Source organism: Bradyrhizobium brasilense (assembly GCF_029714345.1).
GTDB lineage: Bacteria > Pseudomonadota > Alphaproteobacteria > Rhizobiales > Xanthobacteraceae > Bradyrhizobium > Bradyrhizobium australafricanum.
The window spans coordinates 5,705,456-5,724,464 of the sequence record NZ_CP121669.1; the positions used below are offsets into that span (position 1 = coordinate 5,705,456).

Annotated in this window: 16 protein-coding genes; 7 read left to right on the forward strand and 9 right to left on the reverse strand. The window is 64.6% G+C overall.

Features of this window, described 5'->3' with window-relative positions:
- Positions 1-23: 23 nt before the first annotated feature.
- Together hutH and hutI are read right to left on the reverse strand one after the other, a co-directional pair.
- Positions 24-1,583: a histidine ammonia-lyase gene (gene hutH, locus QA635_RS26910; protein ID WP_283062378.1), complete on the reverse strand. Its 1,560-nt coding sequence runs from the start codon at positions 1,581-1,583 to the stop codon at positions 24-26.
- The gene (gene hutI / locus QA635_RS26915) at positions 1,580-2,794 is read right to left on the reverse strand and encodes an imidazolonepropionase (protein WP_283062380.1); all 1,215 of its coding nucleotides are present in this window, start codon (positions 2,792-2,794) and stop codon (positions 1,580-1,582) included. Before hutI ends, hutH begins: the two co-directional genes overlap by 4 nt.
- Before the next feature lie 85 nt (positions 2,795-2,879).
- Here hutI and QA635_RS26920 point away from each other — a divergent pair, with 85 nt between their 5' ends.
- The 5 genes from QA635_RS26920 to QA635_RS26940 all read left to right on the forward strand — a co-directional run bounded on the left by QA635_RS26920 (position 2,880) and on the right by QA635_RS26940 (position 7,690).
- Entirely contained in the window at positions 2,880-4,238 is a 1,359-nt protein-coding gene (locus QA635_RS26920; RefSeq protein WP_283062381.1) for a formimidoylglutamate deiminase, read from the forward strand.
- A complete protein-coding gene (gene hutC / locus QA635_RS26925) occupies positions 4,235-4,978 on the forward strand; it encodes a histidine utilization repressor (protein WP_283062382.1) in 744 nt (247 codons plus the stop codon). The genes QA635_RS26920 and hutC overlap by 4 nt, the downstream gene beginning before the upstream one ends.
- A 133-nt stretch (positions 4,979-5,111) precedes the next feature.
- Complete coding sequence (locus QA635_RS26930; RefSeq protein WP_283062384.1) at positions 5,112-6,056, forward strand: ABC transporter substrate-binding protein; 945 nt, start codon at positions 5,112-5,114, stop codon at positions 6,054-6,056.
- 78 nt (positions 6,057-6,134) lie between these two features.
- Positions 6,135-6,908 carry an ABC transporter permease gene (locus tag QA635_RS26935; protein ID WP_018270830.1) on the forward strand — a complete coding sequence of 258 codons (774 nt, stop codon included), beginning with the start codon at positions 6,135-6,137 and terminating at the stop codon, positions 6,906-6,908.
- Complete coding sequence (locus QA635_RS26940) at positions 6,905-7,690, forward strand: ABC transporter ATP-binding protein (RefSeq protein ID WP_283062386.1); 786 nt, start codon at positions 6,905-6,907, stop codon at positions 7,688-7,690. Before QA635_RS26935 ends, QA635_RS26940 begins: the two co-directional genes overlap by 4 nt.
- Positions 7,691-7,834: 144 nt before the next feature.
- On the opposite strand, the gene QA635_RS26945 is transcribed toward QA635_RS26940, so the two are convergent.
- The 7 genes from QA635_RS26945 to urtA all read right to left on the reverse strand — a co-directional run bounded on the left by QA635_RS26945 (position 7,835) and on the right by urtA (position 14,526).
- Positions 7,835-8,182, reverse strand: coding sequence for an FmdB family zinc ribbon protein (locus tag QA635_RS26945; protein WP_038382073.1), 348 nt, complete (start codon positions 8,180-8,182; stop codon positions 7,835-7,837).
- Positions 8,183-8,283: 101 nt separating this feature from the next.
- A complete protein-coding gene (gene fmdA / locus QA635_RS26950; protein ID WP_050400074.1) occupies positions 8,284-9,513 on the reverse strand; it encodes a formamidase in 1,230 nt (409 codons plus the stop codon).
- 28 nt (positions 9,514-9,541) lie between these two features.
- Positions 9,542-10,231, reverse strand: coding sequence for an urea ABC transporter ATP-binding subunit UrtE (urtE, locus tag QA635_RS26955; RefSeq protein ID WP_283062388.1), 690 nt, complete (start codon positions 10,229-10,231; stop codon positions 9,542-9,544).
- A gap of 12 nt (positions 10,232-10,243) precedes the next feature.
- Positions 10,244-10,999: an urea ABC transporter ATP-binding protein UrtD gene (urtD, locus tag QA635_RS26960; RefSeq protein WP_168857086.1), complete on the reverse strand. Its 756-nt coding sequence runs from the start codon at positions 10,997-10,999 to the stop codon at positions 10,244-10,246.
- Between the two features lie 12 nt (positions 11,000-11,011).
- Positions 11,012-12,148, reverse strand: a complete 1,137-nt coding sequence (gene urtC, locus QA635_RS26965; RefSeq protein WP_283062392.1) for an urea ABC transporter permease subunit UrtC — start codon at positions 12,146-12,148, stop codon at positions 11,012-11,014.
- A 17-nt stretch (positions 12,149-12,165) separates the two neighbouring features.
- Complete coding sequence (urtB, locus tag QA635_RS26970; protein WP_076833517.1) at positions 12,166-13,092, reverse strand: urea ABC transporter permease subunit UrtB; 927 nt, start codon at positions 13,090-13,092, stop codon at positions 12,166-12,168.
- A gap of 171 nt (positions 13,093-13,263) precedes the next feature.
- Positions 13,264-14,526, reverse strand: coding sequence for an urea ABC transporter substrate-binding protein (urtA, locus tag QA635_RS26975; protein ID WP_057015907.1), 1,263 nt, complete (start codon positions 14,524-14,526; stop codon positions 13,264-13,266).
- A 169-nt stretch (positions 14,527-14,695) separates the two neighbouring features.
- Between urtA and QA635_RS26980 the strand changes: the two genes are divergently transcribed.
- Together QA635_RS26980 and QA635_RS26985 are read left to right on the forward strand one after the other, a co-directional pair.
- On the forward strand, positions 14,696-18,064 hold the full coding sequence (locus QA635_RS26980) for a hybrid sensor histidine kinase/response regulator (RefSeq protein ID WP_283062394.1): 3,369 nt from the start codon (positions 14,696-14,698) through the stop codon (positions 18,062-18,064).
- Positions 18,054-18,980 (forward strand): response regulator, encoded by a 927-nt coding sequence (locus QA635_RS26985; RefSeq protein WP_283062395.1) that lies wholly within the window; start codon positions 18,054-18,056, stop codon positions 18,978-18,980. Before QA635_RS26980 ends, QA635_RS26985 begins: the two co-directional genes overlap by 11 nt.
- Positions 18,981-19,009: the final 29 nt, after the last annotated feature.

Consider the following 19,009-nt stretch of genomic DNA (forward strand, 5'->3'; position numbering starts at 1 on the left):
GATGTTCCTGCTAAGCAAGTCTTCTAAGTCAGTCTTGGAAATGGATCGGTCGGAAGCACCGCGATCGCAGCGGCGGGCAGCGCGTCGGCTTCGATCAGAGCGGCCGCCCTGGCGAGATCGTCAGCCATGTAGCGGTCGGCGGCGAGCGCCGGAACCTGCTCTCGGAGCGCGGCAATGACCGCAGCGAGCGGCGCGCTCGTTGAATGCGGCGCGCGCAGCGTGATGCCCTGCGCGGCGACCAGCAGCTCGATGCCGAGGATGGCGGCGAGATTGTCGGCCATATCGGACAGCCGGCGCGCAGCATGCGCGGCCATCGAGACATGATCTTCCTGATTGGCGCTGGTCGGCGTCGAATCGATCGAGCACGGCATCGCACGCTGCTTGTTCTCCGCATAAAGCGCCGCCGCCGTCACCTCGGCGATCATGAATCCGGAGTTGATGCCGGGCTCGGGCGTCAGGAACGGCGGCAGGCCGAAGTTCAAGGCGGGGTCGACAAGGGTCGCGATCCGCCGCTCGCTGGTCGCGCCGATCTCCGAGAGCGCGAGCGCAATCTGGTCGGCGGCGAACGCCACCGGCTCGGCGTGGAAATTGCCGCCTGACACGATCTCGCCGGTCTCGACCAGGACCAGCGGGTTATCCGTCACGGCATTGGCCTCGATGGTCAGCCCGCGCGCGGCCTGCGCGAGCAGGTCGAGCACGGCGCCCGCAACCTGCGGCTGGCAGCGCAGACAATAGGGATCCTGCACGCGCTCGTCGCCCTCGAGATGCGATTGCCTGATATCGCTGCCGTCAAGCAGCGCGGTCAGGGCGGCGGCCGCAGCGATCTGCCCGTCATGGCCACGCAAAGATTGAATCTCGGGACGAAACGGCACCGTCGACGCCATCGCCGCATCGACCGACAGCGCGCCGGTCACCAGCGCGGCGCACGCCAGACGATGCGCACGCAGCAGGCCGGAGATGGCGTAGGCGGTGGAAAACTGCGTGCCGTTGATCAGCGCGAGCCCCTCCTTCGGGCCGAGCGTCAACGGCGCGAGGCCGGCAGCGGCAAGCGCTTCGCGGCCCGGCACCGCTTTGCCATCAAGGATTGCCTGCCCCTCTCCGATCATGACCGCGGTCATATGAGCGAGCGGCGCGAGATCGCCGGAGGCGCCGACCGAACCCTGCTGCGGCACCAGCGGAGTGACGCCGCGCGCCAGCATGTCCTGCAGCTGCTCGATCACCTCGCGGCGCACGCCGGATGCACCGCGACCGAGCGAAATCACTTTCAACGCCATCATCAAACGCACGATCGGCTCGGGCGTGTTCGGACCGACTCCGCAGCAATGCGACAGGATGAGGTTGCGCTGAAGCAGCGCAGTCTGGTCGGGCGCGATGCGCGTCGATGCCAGCTTCCCGAAACCGGTATTGATGCCGTAAACGGGAATTTCGATGCGCGCCGCCTTCGCCACGATCTCCGCGGCCGCCCCGACGCGCGGCAAGCACGATGGATCGAGCACGATGGACGCGCTGGCGAGCACGCGCGCCAGGACGTCGAGGCCGACGGTTCCGGGCGTCACGACGACAGGCGCATCCCGATCGCTCATTGCCCCCTCCACACCCGGCTGTGCAGCGGGTTGAAGCCGATGCGGTAGACCAGTTCGGCCGGACGCTCGATGTCCCAGATCGCCAGATCGCACCACTTGCCGGCCTCTAACGTACCGGTCTCGGCGAGCATGCCGAGCGCGCGCGCCCCTTCCCGCGTCACCCCTGTGAGGCATTCGGCGACCGTCATCCGGAACAGCGTTGCGCCCATGTTCATCGCCAGCAGGAGCGAGGTGAGCGGCGAGCTGCCGGGATTGCAATCGGTCGCCAGCGCCATGTTCACACCGTGGCTACGGAACAGCTCGACCGGCGGCTTGTGCGTTTCACGAATGAAATAGAACGCGCCGGGCAGCAGGACCGCGACGGTGCCGGCCTTCGCCATCGCCACCGCGCCGGCTTCGTCGGTGTGCTCGAGATGATCGGCCGAAAGCGCCGAGAATTTCGCGGCCAGCGCCGCGCCGCTGAGATTGGACAGCTGATCCGCATGCAGCTTGACCGGCAGTCCGAGCGCACGCGCCGCCTCGAACACCCGTGCCGTCTGCTCTCCGGAAAACGCGATCCCCTCCATGAAGCCGTCGACGGCATCGGCGAGGCCGGCCTTGGCCACGGCCGGCAGCATCTCGTTGCAGACCAGATCGATGTAGCCGTCCTTGTCGCCGTTGGCCTCCAGCGGCAGCGCATGCGCTCCGAGGAACGACGTGCGGATCGCAACCTGCCGCAGGCGGGCAAGGCTGCGTGCCGCCGCAAGCTGCCGCATCTCGGTCTCGGCATTGAGGCCATAGCCGGACTTGATCTCGACCGTGGTTGCGCCCTCGCCGATCAGCGCGTCGAGCCGCGGCAGCGCGCCGGCGACGAGCTCCGCCTCGGTCGCCTTGCGCGTCGCCGCAACGGTCGAGACGATGCCGCCGCCGGCGCGCGCGATCTCCTCATAGCTCGCGCCCTTCAGGCGCAGCTCGAACTCGTGCGCGCGGTTGCCGCCGAAGACGAGATGGGTGTGGCAATCGACGAGGCCAGGCGTGATCCAGCGGCCGGCGCAATCGATCCGTTCAACGGCGTCGGCATCCACAGGAAAGTCCGACTGCGCGCCGGCATAGACGATGCGGCCGTTGCGCGCCGCGATCAGGCCCCGCTCGATCTCGCCGAGATCAGTGCGGTCGCTGCGCATCGTGGCGAGCCGGGCGTTGTGCCAGATACGGTCGAAGCGCTCTGCCATGCGATCGTCCCCTTGAGGTGGGATGCTTGACTTATATGTCTAGACATATAATCGTGTCCGGGTTCTGTCCAGCCGGCGTGGAAAAATGACACGACTGCATTTCGCATTCGCGCTGCTGCCTTCGGGCTGGGCCAATGACGTGCAGGTCGTCGTTGTCGATGGCGCGATCACCTCGGTGACGGCGGGCGTTGCGCCCAGCGCCGGCGACGAACGTCACCAAATGGCGGTTCCGGGATTGGCGAGCCTGCACAGCCACGCGTTTCAGCGCGGCATGGCCGGCCTTGCCGAACAGCGCGGCGACACGACCGATACGTTCTGGACCTGGCGTGAGACGATGTATCGCTTCGCGCTGACCATGACGCCGGACGACGTTACAGCCGTCGCGACCCTGCTCTATGTCGAGATGCTCGAGCGCGGCTTTACCCGTGTCGGCGAGTTTCACTATCTGCATCATGATCGGGACGGCGCGCCTTACGCCAATCTCGCCGAAATGGCCGTACGCATCGCAGAGGCCGCCGACGCCTCCGGCATCGGGCTCACGCTGCTGCCAAGTTTCTATGCTCACAGCACGTTCGGCGGCGCCGCACCGCATGCCGGGCAACGTCGCTTCATCTGCTCGGTCGATCAGTTCGCCGCGCTGATGACTGCCTCGCGCGAGGCAATCCGAGATTTGCCTGGCGCCAACATCGGCATCGCTCCGCATAGCCTGCGCGCCGTGGCGCCGGATGAGCTGGCGGCGATCATCCCGCTTGCCGGGGCGGACCCGATCCACATCCACGCCGCCGAACAGGTGCGCGAGGTGGAGGATTGCCTTGCCTGGTCGGGGCGGCGGCCGGTCGAATGGCTGCTCGAACATGCGCCCGTCGATCGGCGCTGGTGCCTCATTCACGCGACCCACATGACGGAGCAGGAAGTCACAGCGCTCGCCCGCAGCGGCGCGGTTGCCGGCCTTTGCCCCGTCACCGAAGCAAGTCTCGGCGACGGCATCTTCTCGGCGCGCGAATTCCTCGCCGCGGGCGGCCGGTTCGGCATCGGAACCGATTCCAATGTACTGGTCAGCGTCGCCGACGAGCTGCGCCAGCTCGAATACGGTCAGCGGCTAAAACACCGCGAGCGCAATGTGCTCTCGGGGCGTCCCGGCACATCCACCGGCCGCGCCCTGTTCGACCAGACGCTCGCTGGCGGCGCGCAGGCTTTGGCACAGACCAAGGCCGGGCTTGCGCCCGGCGCGCGCGCCGACATCGTCAGCCTCGACACCGCGCATCCGTCCCTCGCGGGACGGTCGGACGACGCGGTTCTCGACGGCTGGCTGTTTGCAACCGGCAGCGACGCGATCGATTGCGTCTGGGCCGCCGGCGACAAGGTGGTGGCGGGCGGACGGCACCGGCTGCGCGACAAGGCGCGTGAGCAGTTCAATGCAAGCGTGCGGAGGCTCGTCGCATGAGCCTCGCCTCCGACCAGGCCAAGCCCGGCGCGGCGAACAAGCCGACACTCTACAAGCGCATCCGGCTCGACATCGAGACGCGGATCCTGACCGGCGAATGGCCGCCCGGGCATCGCATCCCGTTCGAGCACCAGCTGATGGCGCGCTATCGCTGCTCGCGCATGACGGTGAACAAGGCGCTGTCGGAACTGGCGCAGGCCGACCTGATCGAGCGGCGGCGGCGTGCCGGCTCATTCGTGCGCCGTCCGCAGCATCTGTCGGCGGTGCTCAAGATCGCCGACATCCGCGCCGAGATCACCGCGCTCGGCCGCAGCTACGGCTATCAGCTGATCGAATGCCGGCGCCGTACCGCGACATCGGCCGATCGCGCCCGGCTCGGCGTCAGTACGGCCGGCAAGGTAGTCGCGATCGCCTGCCGGCACAGCGCCGATAATGTGCCGTTCGCCGTCGAGGACAGGTTGATCGATCTCTCCACGGTCCCGGAAGCTGCAACCGCGGACTTCGCCCGCGAACCGCCGGGATCATGGCTGCTGCACCATGTGCCGTGGACCGAAGCCGAGCATACGATCAGCGCCGTCGTCGCCGACGACCGCACGGCAAAGGCGCTCGACATCGCGGTCGGCGCGCCGTGCCTCGTGATCGACCGCTACACCTGGCGCAGCGCACGCACGGTGACGGCGGTGCGGCTGCATTATCCGGGCGAGACGCATCGCCTGGTGGCTCGCTTCAAGGGAGGCTGAGGACGCCTTGCGCGGCATATTTCATGCAATGCATCATGGGCCATCGTCCGCCGACATGCTTCATGCGGCAATCCGCCGCGACTGACGTAAGACATCAACTGGGTTCAATCCATCGTTCAAGGGGTCGACAATCATGCGTTCCTTCAAGCTATTGCCCGCAATCGCAGTGTTGCTCGCGTCCACGGGCGCGTTCGCGGATGACGTCAAGGTCGGCGTCGGCATCTCCGGATGGACCGGCTTCGCGCCGCTGACGCTCGCCAAGGAGGCCGGCATCTTCAAGAAGAACGGCCTCGACGTGACCTTGAAGAAGATTCCGCAAAAGGACCGCCATCTCGCGATTGCGTCGGGCGACATCCAGTGCGCGGCCACCACGGTCGAGACCTGGATCTCCTGGAACGCCAACGGCGTCGCGACCAAGCAGATCTTCCAGCTCGACAAGAGCTATGGCGCCGACGGCATGGCCGTGCGCAACGACGTCGCCGCGATCAAGGACCTCAAGGGCAAGACCGTCGCGGCATCGGCGCCGGGCACCTCGCCCTATTTCGCGCTGGCTTGGATGCTGAAGAAGAACGGCCTCACGGTGAAGGACGTCACCGTGGTGAATCTGGAGCCCGCCGCCGCGGCGCAGGCCTTCGTCTCCGGCCAGAACGATGCCGCGATGACCTACGAACCCTATCTGTCGACCGTGCGCGCCGCTCCCGACAAGGGCAAGATCATCGCGACCACGCTCGACTACCCGATCGTGATGGATACCTTCGGCTGCACGCCGAAATTCCTGACCGACAATCCGAAAGCTGCGCAGGCACTGGCCAACAGCTATTTCGAGGCGCTCGACATGATCGCCAAGGACCAGGCCAAGTCCTACGAGATCATGGGCGCTGACGTGAAGCAAAGCGGCGAGCAGTTCGGCAACTCGGCAAAGTACCTGCGCTGGCAGGACAAGGCCGCCAACCAGAAATTCTTCGCCGGCGACTTCCTCACCTTCAACAAGGACGCTGCCGAGCTCCTGCTCGAGGTCGGCATCATCAAGGCCGCGCCGAAGGTCGAGGACATCTACGACGCCAGCTTCATCAAGTAACGCAGCAACCATTCCGACCGGTCCCGCATCGCGACACAGCGGGCGGGACCGGCGCATAAGCTACTCCCGGATCATTTGATGCGTCCTCTCGAGCCCACGACATCGAAGCAGCGCGTGGCCTATGGCCTCGCCTTCTTCGTGCTGTTCGTCGCCCTCTGGTCCTGGGCGACGTTCGGCGGCCACGTGTCGAAGACCTTTCTCGCCAACCCGCTGACCATGGTGCAGGAAGGCTATGAGCTGCTCGCCAAGCAAGGCTTTCTGTTCGACATCGGGATGACGATCTGGCGCGTGATCGGCGGGTTTGTCCTTGCTGCCGTCATCGCGGTGCCGCTCGGCGTTTTGATGGGAGCCTACAAACCAATCGAGGCCTTTCTCGAGCCGTTCGTGTCCTTTGCGCGCTATCTGCCGGCATCCGCCTTCATCCCGCTGCTGATCCTGTGGGCGGGCATCGGCGAGTTGCAGAAGCTGCTCGTCATCTTCATCGGCGCGGTGTTTCAGATCATTCTGATGGTCGCCGTCACCGTCGGTGCCACAAGGCGCGACCTGGTGGAGGCCGCCTACACGCTCGGCGCCCGCGACCGCGGCATCATCCGCCGCGTGCTGCTGCCCTCCGCCGCGCCCGAGATTGCCGAAATCCTCCGGCTGGTGCTGGGCTGGGCCTGGACCTACGTCATCGTGGCCGAATTGATCGGCTCATCGTCGGGCATCGGGCACATGATCACCGACAGCCAGGCGCTGCTCAACACCGGCCAGATCATCTTCGGCATCATCGTGATCGGGCTGATCGGCCTGATCTCCGATTTCCTGTTCAAGGCCTTCAACGCCTGGCTGTTCCCGTGGAAGCTGGCATGACCGCGCTCAGGATCGATCAGGTCTCGCGAACCTTCCCCGCCCGTGCCGGCAACGCGCCGACGAAAGCGCTCGAGCCGACCACGCTCGACGTCGGCGACAACGACTTCGTCACCATCCTCGGCCCCTCCGGATGCGGAAAGTCCACTTTGCTCCGGATCATCGCCGGGCTCGACCGGCCGACCAGCGGACGGGTCACGCTCGACGGGCGCGAGGTCACCGGCCCCGGCGCCGACCGCGGCATGGTGTTTCAGTCCTACACATTGTTCCCCTGGCTGACGGTGCGGGAGAACATCGCCTTCGGCCTGCGCGAGCGCGGCGTTGCGCAAGAAGAACGCCACAAGATCGCCGACGCTTTCATCCGGCGGGTCGGGCTGTCGGGCTTCGAAAACCACTGGCCCAAGCAGCTGTCGGGCGGCATGCAGCAGCGCACCGCGATCGCCCGCGCGCTGGCCAACGATCCAAAGATCCTGCTGCTCGACGAGCCGTTCGGCGCGCTCGACAACCAGACGCGCGCGCTGATGCAAGAGATGCTGCTCGGGATCTGGGAGCGCGACCAGAAGACGGTGCTGTTCGTCACGCATGACATCGAGGAAGCGATCTTCCTCGGCAGCCGCGTCATCGTCATGAGCGCGCGGCCCGGCCGCATCAAGGCCGAGATCGCGGTCGACCTGCCGCATCCCCGGTCCTACAAGATCAAGACCACGCCTGAATTCGTCGCCCTGAAGGAACGGCTGGTGGAAGAGATCCGCACCGAGGCCCTGAAGGTCGCCGAACAGGCCTGAGAGCCTGTTTCTCCGTCATGCCCGGCCTTGTGCCGGGCATCCACGTCTTTGCTTCAATCGGACAAGAAAGACGTGAATGGCCGGGACAAGCCCGGCCATGACGAAGCAGCGCCAGTTGAGGAAAGCCGACGATTGGCTGCGCTGTCAGTGGCTGATCATCCAGGGACGCGCGGTGGGAAATCCCTTGGCGCCGCTCTTGGTCTTGGTCATCAGCCGCGCCGGCTTCTTCTTTCCGGTGGAGCAGCAGCCGCAGCCCGGGCCGTGCGCCGCCTTGTACTGATCGAGCGTCTTCGGCGCATGCCGGCTCTGCTCATTGGTGGCGTGCGCCTTGCGCTTGTCGGAGGGCATGCAGAAGAACGCCGGCGCAGTCAAGATCACGCGCGGCGACGTCGCCTCGCATTGCGGGCAGTCCTGCGGCAGGTCGCATTCCGCCATCGGCCGCATGTCGGTGAACGGCCCACAGTCGTTGCAGAGATATTCGTAGATCGGCATTTCGTTAATCCTTGCGCAGTCGTGCGTGACATCCGGCGATGGATGCGGGGCGGCCAAAACGCAGCCGTCCCGCACCCTTCGCGCAGGGATCACTCAAGGGATCATTTGTCGGGCGAGATCGGCATCTGCACGTCGCCCTTGATATGTTTGATCGGTCCCGCCGACGACGGCATGACGTCGAAGTCGAAGATCTCCGTCGGCAGCCACAGCGTGGCACAGGCATTCGGCACGTCGACGACGCCGGAGATGTGGCCCTGGCACGGCGCGGTGCCGAGGATCGAGTAGGCCTGGGCGCCGGAGTAGCCGAACTTCTTCAGATATTCGATCGCGTTCAGGCAGGCCTGGCGATAGGCGATGTGGACGTCGAGATAGTGCTGCTTGCCGGCCTCGTCGACCGAGATACCTTCGAAGATCAGATAGTCCTTGTAGTTCGGCGTGATCGGCGACGGCTTGAACACGGGGTTCTTGATACCGTATTTCGAGACGCCGTCCTTGATGACATCGACCTTGATGTGCAGCCAGCCGGCCATTTCAATGGCGCCGCAGAAGGTGATCTCGCCGTCGCCCTGGCTGAAATGAAGATCGCCCATCGAGAGGCCGCCGCCTGGCACATAGACTGGGAAGTAGATCTTCGAGCCGCGCGACAGATCCTTGATGTCGCAATTGCCGCCATGCTCGCGCGGCGGCACGGTGCGGGCGCCCTCGAGGCCGATCTTGGCCTTGACGTCACCCTTGGCCTGGCCGGCATGCGCGGTGGGCGCGAACGGCGGGTTGGCGAGGCCCGGCACCCGGGTCGGGTTGGTCGCGATCAGTTCGGCTTCGCGCGCGTTCCATGCGGCAAGCATCTTGGCGTCGGGCAGACAGCCGATCAGGCCGGGATGGATCAGGCCGGCGAAGTTGACGCCGGGGACGTGACGCGACGAGGTGTAGAGGCCCTTGATGTCCCAGATCGACTTCTGTGCCAGCGGGAAATGGTCGGTGAGGAAGCCGCCGCCATTCTGCTTGGAGAAGAAGCCGTTGAAGCCCCACAGGCTCTCCTTCAACGGACCAACGTCGAGCAGGTCGACGACGAGGAGATCGCCGGGCTCGGCGCCCTTGACGCCGATCGGGCCGGACAGGAAGTGCACGATCGACAGATCGATATCGCGCACGTCGTCGGCTGAATCGTTGTTCTTGATGAAGCCGCCGGTCCAGTCGACGGTCTCGATGATGAAGTCGTCGCCGGGGCTGACCCACTCGACGATCGGAACCTCCGGATGCCAGCGGTTATGGATCTTGTCGTTTTCATAGGCCGACTTGCTGAGATCGACCTTGATCAGTGTATCTGGCATCGCATTGCTCCCCTTCGTTTACTGGTGGTTACACAGACAGATATTTCGAGATCTGCGCGGCATCGACGCTGGCGCGCGGATCGTCGCGGACGATCTCGCCGTTCTCGATGACGAGCACGCGGTCGGCGATATCGAGGGCGAAGCTCAGGACTTGCTCGGAGACGACGATCGACAGCCCGCGCTCGTCGCGGATCCGCTTCAGGGTACGCGCCATGTCCTTGATGATCGACGGCTGGATGCCTTCGGTCGGCTCGTCCAGCAGCAGCACCTTGGGCTTGGTCGCCAGCGCGCGGGCGATCGCGAGCTGCTGCTGCTGTCCACCCGAGAGATTGCCGCCGCGGCGGCCCTTCATCTCGAGCAGCACCGGAAACAGCTCATAGATGTCGCCCGGTACCTCGGAGCCGCCTGACACCACGAGCCCGGTCTCGATGTTCTCCTTCACCGTCATCGTGGAGAAGATCATGCGACCCTGCGGCACATAGGCGAGCCCCTTCGCGACCCGCTCGTAGCTCTTCATCGCGCCGAGCTCGGCGCCGTCCATGGTCACCTTGCCGCTCTTGGCCGGCAGGATGCCCATCAGCGACTTCATCAACGTGGTCTTGCCCATGCCGTTGCGGCCCATGATCGCGACGATCTCGTTGGGTGCCACCGAGACGTTGAGGCCGTGCAGCACCTCGCTCTGGCCGTAGGCGACGTGAAGATCATTGATTGCCAGCATCGTCCCGGTTCCTCAGTGGCCCAAATACACTTCGATGACTTTCGGATCGTTCTTGACGTGCTCCATCGTTCCCTCGGACAGGATCTGTCCCTGGTGCAGCACCGTGACCTTGTGCGCGATGTCCTCGACGAACTTCATGTCGTGCTCGATCACCAGCACCGAACGGTCCTTGATGATGCGGTTGAGCAGCTCGGCGGTCTTGGCGCGCTCGGACACGCTCATGCCGGCGACCGGCTCGTCGAGCATCAAGAGGTCCGGGTCCTGGATCAGCAGCATGCCGATTTCGAGCCACTGCTTCTGGCCATGGCTCAGCTGGTCGGCATAGGTGTTGAGCTTGTCCTTCAGGAAGATCATCTCGGCGACTTCCTCGACCCGCTGCTTGACCGTGTCGTCGCGCTGGAAGGTCAGCGAGCCGAACACGGTGCGGCCGCGCGGAAAGGAAATCTCGAGGTTCTCGAACACGGTGAGATCCTCGAACACCGACGGCGTCTGGAACTTGCGCCCCACCCCGGCTTGCACGATCTCGTTCTCGCGCAACCTGGTCAGCTCCTGGCCGCGGAACTGGATCGAGCCGGACGTCGCCCTGGTCTTGCCGCAGATCAGGTCGAGCACCGTGGTCTTGCCGGCGCCGTTCGGGCCGATGATGACGCGGATCTCGTTCTCCTCGACATAGAAGGAGAGATCGTTCACCGCCTTGAAGCCGTCAAAGGACACGGTGAGACCGGAGACCGCGAGCAGGAAGTCCTTGGGCTGATGGCCGACGAGCATGATGATCTCTCCTCACTCGGCCGGTGCGCCGTCGGCGATCAGGCCGGCCGCCGATTTCGACTTGCGTGATGCCAGCAGGCGATCGATACGCGGCTGGACGTGGTCAGCCCAGATGCCGGAGAGCCCGTTCGGGAAGGCGAGCACGACCGCGATGAACAGCGCGCCGAGGCCGAATAGCCAGAGCTGCGGGAAGGACTCCGAGAGGCTGGTCTTGGCGAAATTGACCAGCAGTGCGCCCCAGACCGCGCCGAAGATCGACATCCGGCCGCCGACCGCGGTGTAGATCACCATCTCGATCGACGGCACGATGCCGACGAAGGATGGCGACATGAAGCCGACCTCGAGCGTGAACATGGCGCCGCCGATCGCAGCGAACACCGCCGCGGCGCAGAACGCGAAGATCTTGAAGTTGGCGACGCTGTAACCGGAGAAGCGCACGCGATCCTCCTGCTCCCGCATTGCCACCAGGATGCGCCCGAGTTTTGTCAGGCGGATGAACTGCGCGACGCAGATGCAGCCGAACAGCAGCATAACCTCGACGAAATACAGAATGAACTTGGCGTGATCGGTGCGGATGTCCCAGCCGTGCAGCGTGCGCAAGTCGGTAATGCCGTTGATGCCGCCGGTGTAGCCTTGCTGCCCAACAATCAGAATAGTGAGGATCGCGGCGATCGCTTGCGTGATGATGGCAAAGTACACGCCGCCGACCCGGCGCTTGAACATCGCGGCACCGATGATCAGCGCGAAGACCGCGGGAACCAGCAAGGTCGCCAGCAGCGTGACCGGGAAACTGTGGAACGGCTTCCAGAAGAAAGGTAGCGAGGTGAGCTGGTTCCAATCCATGAAATCGGGAATGCCCGGCGTCGACTGGATCTTGGTGTTGGCGACCGACGACGCCTCGAGCTTGAGGTACATCGCCATGCAGTAGCCGCCGAGGCCGAAGAACACGCCCTGCCCCAGGCTCAGGATGCCGCCATAGCCCCAGCACAGCACGAGGCCGATCCCGACGAAGGCGTAGGTCAAATATTTGGCGACGAGGTTGAGGCGGAAGATATCCAGCGACAGCGGCAGGATGACAAACAACAGCACCGCGAGCGCAAGGAAGCCGAGCAGTTCGGAGCGATTGAAAAAGCGCGAGTTGATAATCATGACCAGCCTGCTTGTTCTTATTTGCGGACCTTGAGCGCGAAGAGCCCCTGCGGACGCACCATCAGGATCGCGACGATCGTCAGCAGCGTGATCACCTTGGCCATCGATCCCGACAGGAAGAATTCCAGCGTCGATTGGGTCTGCGAGATCGAGAAGGCGGAGGCGATGGTGCCGAACAGCGAAGCCGCACCGCCGAACACGACGACCAGGAAGGTGTCGACGATGTAGAGCTGGCCGGCGGTCGGTCCGGTCGAGCCGATCATGGTGAAGGCCGAGCCGGCGATCCCGGCGATGCCGCAGCCGAGGCCAAAGGTGTAACGATCGACCTTCTCGGTGTTGATGCCGACGGCGCCCGCCATCACGCGGTTCTGCACCACGGCGCGTACCTGCTTGCCCCAGCTTGACCAGAACAGCACATAGGCGACCGCGATCGTGATCAGGATGGTCAGCGCCATCACGAACATGCCGTTGATCGGAATCTGGATGGAGTCGGTCGCCTGCCAGGAGCCCATCATCCATTCCGGCAGTTCGACGCCGACCTCGCGCGCGCCGAAGACCGAACGATAGGCCTGCTGCAGGATCAGGCTGAGGCCCCAGGTCGCCAGCAGCGTGTCGAGCGGACGCTTGTAGAGATGGCGTATCAGCGCCCACTCGACCAGCATGCCGAGCGCGCCTGACGCAATGAACGCGAGGATCATTGCGATGAAGAAGTAACCGGGGAACAGCCAGGGCGCGACGTGCTGCACGGCGTTCGACGTCATCCAGGTGACGTACGCCCCCAGGATCATGAACTCGCCATGGGCCATGTTGATGACGCCCATCTGGCCGAAGATGATGGCAAGCCCCAGCGCCATCAGCACATAGACGGAGAACAGGATGAGCCCGGCAAATCCCTGCATCGCAAGGATGGCGCCGAGATCGCTGATCGAATAGTCGCCGAACATCTGGTCCTCCGTCATTCCAAGGGGCACGCGCCGCCGGTCAAGCGACGCTCGTTCCGCGGCGTGGACGATGACGTCCACGCCACGATGCGTTGTGGAGCTTCGTAGCCCGGGTGAGCCGGTGCGATACCCGGGACGGTCCCGCATATCGCCCCGCTCATGCAGGCTATTGGCTCACTGGTAGCCCTTGGGGAACGGATCCGGCTCGACGAGATCGGCGGTCTCGTAGATCAGTTCGTACTGGCCGTCGGCCTTGGCGCGTCCGACGCGGGTCTTCGACCAGAGGTGATGGTTCTCGTGGATCCGGACGTAACCTTCCGGCGCGCCCTTGAACTCGACGCCGGGCGACGCGGCCGCCACCTTGTCGATGTCGAAGGAGCCGGCCTTCTCCACCGTCAACTTCCACAGCCACGGACCGAGATAGGCAGCCTGGGTGACGTCTCCGATCACGGTCTTCTCGCCCCACATCTTCTTGAAGGCGGGCACGAAGGCCTTGTTGTTCGGATTGTCGAGCGACTGGAAGTACTTCATGCAGGCATAGGCGCCGGCGATGTTCTCGCCGCCGATGCCGTCGATCTCGTCCTCGGTGACCGAGATCGTCAGCAGCGTCTGCTTGGACAAGTCGATGCCGGCCGCCTTGAGCTGCTTGTAAAATGCGACGTTGGAGCCGCCGACGATGATCGCGTAGATCACGTCGGGCTTGGTCAACTTGATCTTGTTGATGACCGAATTGAACTGGGTCGAGCCGAGCGGGAAGTATTCCTCGCCGACCACCTTGCAGCCTTGTAGATGGTTCTCGATATGCTTGCGCGCGATCTTGTTCGAGGTGCGCGGCCAGATGTAGTCCGAGCCGAGCAGGTAGAAGCTCTTGGCGCCCTTGGTCTTGTTGACCCAGTCGAGACCGGCGATGATCTGCTGGGTCGCCTCCTGGCCGGTGTAGATCACGTTCTTGGACTGCTCGAGGCCTTCATAGAAGGTCGGGTAGTACAGCATGCCGTTGTACTGCTCGAACACCGGCAGCACCGCCTTGCGCGAGGCCGAGGTCCAGCAGCCCATCACGGCCGCGCATTTGTCGTTGACCAGCAGCTTCTTGGCCTTTTCCGCGAAGGTCGGCCAGTCGCTCGCGCCGTCTTCCTGGATGAACTTGATCTTGCGGCCGAGCACGCCGCCGGCGGCGTTGATCTGCTCGATCGCGAGCTTCTCGGCCTCGACCGACCCGGTCTCGGAGATCGCCATGGTGCCGGTCACGGAGTGCAGGATGCCGACCGTGACTTCGCTATCGGTGACTGCAAGACCCGTGGTATTGACCGCAGAGGTTGCAGGAACGTCGGCAAATGCCGGACGGCCGAGCATCGAAACGGCCGGCAATGCCGCCATTCCCATCAAGAGCTTGCGCCGGAGCGGAGACTTCAGGCCTGGTTTTGGTTCGTCTGACATGAGCACCCCATCTGGTTCGAGAACGCTTATTGATCAGGCGAGGATTGCTCACTTTTGTGCAGCGCACTGATACGTGAGATCGCGTATACTGCACCGCAAAATAGCGACGTAGGTTTTTGGTACGGGATTTGCCCGCGATCAGCGCATCGTGGACCAGGAGTTCAAACGAGTGGCAGGGCGGCAGCGGATAGACCGCGTCAGGCGCCAGTACAATCAATGGGTCGCCAACCAGACGCTGGAAGACTACGCGCTGCGCTTCACCGCCAAGAGCGCGCGGCGCTGGTCCGCCGCCCGCGTCGCCAACACCGCGCTCGGCGCGATCTCCTTCCTCGCGCTGGAGGCGATCGGCGGCACCATTACGCTGAACTACGGCGCGATGAACGCCTCCGCCGCGATCCTGGTCGTCAGCGTCATCATCTTCCTCTGCGGACTGCCGATCGCCTACCATGCCGCGAAAAGCGGCATCGACATCGACCTGCTGACCCGCGGCGCCGGCTTCGGCTATATCGGCTCGACCATCACCTCGCTGATCTACGCCTCCTTCACCTTCATCTTCTTCGCGATCGAGGCGGTGATCCTGGCCAGCGCGCTCGACATGTGCTTCGGCATCCCGCGGCCGATCGGCTATTTGATCAGCGCAGTCGTGATCATTCCGCTGGTCATCTACGGCATCACGCTGATCAGCCGCTTCCAGCTCTGGACCCAGCCGCTGTGGATCATCCTCCACATCATGCCGTTCGCGGCGATCGCCTGGGCCAATCCGCATTCGTTTACCGAGTGGCGCAAATTCGCCGGCGATCACGGCGATCCCGCAGGGAATCTCGACTTGCTGCTGTTCGGCACCGCGGCCTCCGTCGTGTTTGCGCTGGTGGCGCAGATCGGCGAGCAGGTCGACTTCCTGCGCTTTCTGCCGCGTGACCGCCGCACCTCGCGCAAGGCCTGGTGGATCGCGCTGCTGAGCGCCGGTCCGGGCTGGATCGTGCTCGGCGCGCTCAAGCTGCTGGCCGGCTCGTTCCTGGCCTTCTTCGCGCTCAGCCACGGCGTCTCGGCCGAGCACGCGGCCGAGCCGGCCAACATGTATCTCGAAGCCTTCCGCTACGTGCTGTCGCAGCCGGATCTGGCAATGGCGCTGACCGGGACATTCGTGATCCTGTCGCAGGTCAAGATCAACGTCACCAACGCCTATGCCGGCTCGATCGCCTGGTCGAATTTCTTCTCCCGCCTCACCCACTCGCATCCCGGCCGTGTGGTGTGGCTGGTGTTCAATGTCGTCGTCGCGCTGCTGCTGATGGAGATCGGCGTCTACAAGGCGTTGGAGCAGACGCTTGCGCTCTACTCAAACGTCGCGATCGCCTGGGTCGGCGCGCTGGTGGCCGATCTCGTCGTCAACAAGCCGCTCGGCCTGCGGCCGCAGCACATCGAGTTCAAGCGCGCCCATCTCTGCGATATCAATCCTGTCGGCGTCGGCGCGATGACGATCGCGACCGTGGTCTCGATCAGCGCGTTCTACGGCCTGTTCGGCCCGACCGCGAAGGCGCTGTCGGCCTTCGTCGCGCTTGCGGTCGCGTTCGTCACGGCTCCCCTGATCGCCTGGGCCACCGACGGCAAGTACTACATCGCCCGCAAGCCGAAGCGCAGCTGGCAGAACATTGAATCGATCCAGTGCTGTATCTGCGAGCATGCGTTCGAGCCCGAGGACATGGCCTCCTGCCCGGCCTATGCCGGCCCGATCTGCTCGCTGTGCTGCTCGCTCGACGCACGCTGCCATGACCTCTGCAAGCCGCATGGCCGGATCGGCGCACAGGTCTCGGACGCGCTGGGCAAGGTGATGCCGCAACCGATCTACGCCCGCATCAACTCGCAGCTCGGGCATTATCTCGGCGTGTTCGCGGTCTCGGCCGGCCTCGTGGCGCTGGTGCTCGGCCTGATCTACCTGCAGACCACGGCGGCCGTGCATGCCAATGAATTGCTGGCCGACGTGCTCTGGAAGGTGTTCTTCGCGCTGACCCTCATCATCGGCGTCGTCGCCTGGCTGTTCGTGCTGGCGCAACAGAGCCGGCGCGCCGCGGAAGCGGAAACGCGCCGGCAGACCACGCTGCTGATCCAGGAGATCGACGCCCACAAGCGCACCGACGCCGAGCTACAGCGCGCCAAGGAAGTTGCCGAGTCCGCCAACCTTGCCAAGAGCAGATATGTCGTTGGCCTCAGCCATGAGCTGCGCTCGCCGCTGAATGCGATCTCCGGCTACGCGCAATTGCTGGAGCAGGACGACAGCCTGCAGGTGCGGCCGCGCGAGCAGGTGCGCGTGGTCCGCCGCAGCGCCGATCATCTGTCGGGGCTGATCGACGGCATCCTCGATATCTCCAAGATCGAGGCCGGCCGCCTCTATTTGTCGCGCGACGAAGTGCGGTTGAACGATTTCCTCGAGCAGCTGGTCGGCATGTTCCGCCTGCAAGCCGCAGCAAAGGGCATCGACTTCGTGTTCAAACGGCCGGCCGTGCTGCCCGTCGTCGTCTATGCCGACGAGAAGCGGCTGCGGCAGATCCTGATCAACCTGCTGTCGAATGCGATCAAGTTCACGCAATCCGGCCAGGTGCAGTTCGTGGTGCATTACCGCAGCCCCGTCGCTGAGTTCGAGGTGATCGATACCGGGCCGGGCATCCAGCCCGACGACCTCGAGCGGATCTTCGCGCCGTTCGAGCGCGGTGCGCTCGGCGTCACCCAGCCGCAGACCGGCACCGGGCTTGGCCTGACCATCAGCCGCCTGCTCGCGGGCGTGATGGGCGGCGACATCAAGGTTTTGAGCACGGTCGGCACCGGCAGCACCTTCCGCGTCAAGCTGCTGCTGTCGGAGGTCACCAATCCGCGGCGCGATGCGCCGGTCGATGCTCCCGTGTACGGCTATCACGGTCCGCGCAAGACCATCCTGATCACCGACGACGACCCGACCCACCGCGACCTGTTGCGCGAGATCCTGACGCCGCTCGGCTTCATCCTGCTCAGCGCGCCGGACGGGCCAGGCTGTCTCGCCCTCGCGCAGCATTGCCGGCCGGACCTGTTCCTGCTCGACATCTCAATGGCGGGCATGGACGGCTGGACGGTCGCCGAAACCTTGCGTTCCGAAGGCCATCACCAGGCACGCATCCTGATGATCTCGGCCAGCGCGCTGGAGGCCCATGGCGCGCCGCTGGCGCAACCATTCCATGACGGCTACCTGATGAAGCCGATCGACATCCCGCGGCTGCTCGAGACCATCCGCCAGTTGCTCAAGATCGAGTGGCAGTATGAGGCCGAGCCGGCCCCGCCTCCGCAATGGAAGCCCGAGAGTGGTTCGCGGCCGCCGGTGAAATATGTCGAAGAGCTGATCAGCCTCGGCCAGCTCGGCTATGTCAGGGCGATCCAGCTCAAGCTCGACGAGATCGGCAATGAGTGTCCTGAACATGCCGACTTCGCCGGCCAGATGCGCACGCTGATCGACCGGTTCGATCTCGATCAATATATGGCGACGTTGAAGACATTGCACAGCTATGACCATTGAACAGAAGAAGCGCGACGTCGCGCTCGTCGTCGACGACTCTCCGGAGACGTTGCGCCTGCTCACCGATGCGCTCGACGGCGCCGGCATGACCGTGATGGTCGCGCTTGACGGTGCCTCCGCGATGCGCATCGTCGAACAGATCACACCCGATATCGTGCTGCTGGATGCCGTGATGCCCGGCATGGACGGTTTCGAGACCTGCAAGCGGCTGAAGCGCGATGCCGGGCTCGACGGCGTGCCGATCATCTTCATGACGGGGCTCGCCGAGACCGAGCACATCGTGCGCGGGCTGGAGGCCGGCGGCGTCGACTATGTGACGAAGCCGATCGTGGTCCAGGAGATGCTGGCGCGCATCCGAGTCCATCTCGCCAATGCGCGGATGACGCAAAGCGCCCGCGCGGCGCTCGACGTCTCCGGCCGCTATCTGCTCGCCGTGAACAGCGCCGGCGCGCTGCTGTGGGCGACGCCGCAGGCACAGCGACTGCTGTCGGATACGCTCGCCGACGCCGCCGACAATTTCGTGCTGCCGGATCCGATGCCGCAATGGCTCGAACAGGCGCAGAAAGGCAAGACCGGATCGAAGACCGCGACCATGGCGTCGTTCCCCGGCAACGAGCAGCTTCGGCTGCAATATATGGGCAAGCTCGGCCCGAATGAATTCCTGCTGCGGCTCGCCAAGGACACCAGCGGCGACATGCCGGCCGAGTTCTCCAGCGAGCTCGGCCTGACCACCCGCGAGGGCGAGGTGCTGTCCTGGCTCTCCAAGGGCAAGACCAACCGCGACATCGCGCAGATCCTCGGCCTCAGCCCGCGCACCGTCGACAAGCACCTCGAGCAGATCTACGCCAAGCTCGGGGTCGAGAACCGCACCGCCGCCGCCGCGATCGCGGTCAACGCAAGGCATCGCAAGTCTTGATCGAGCGCCCTCTGCGCCTCGCGCACCGA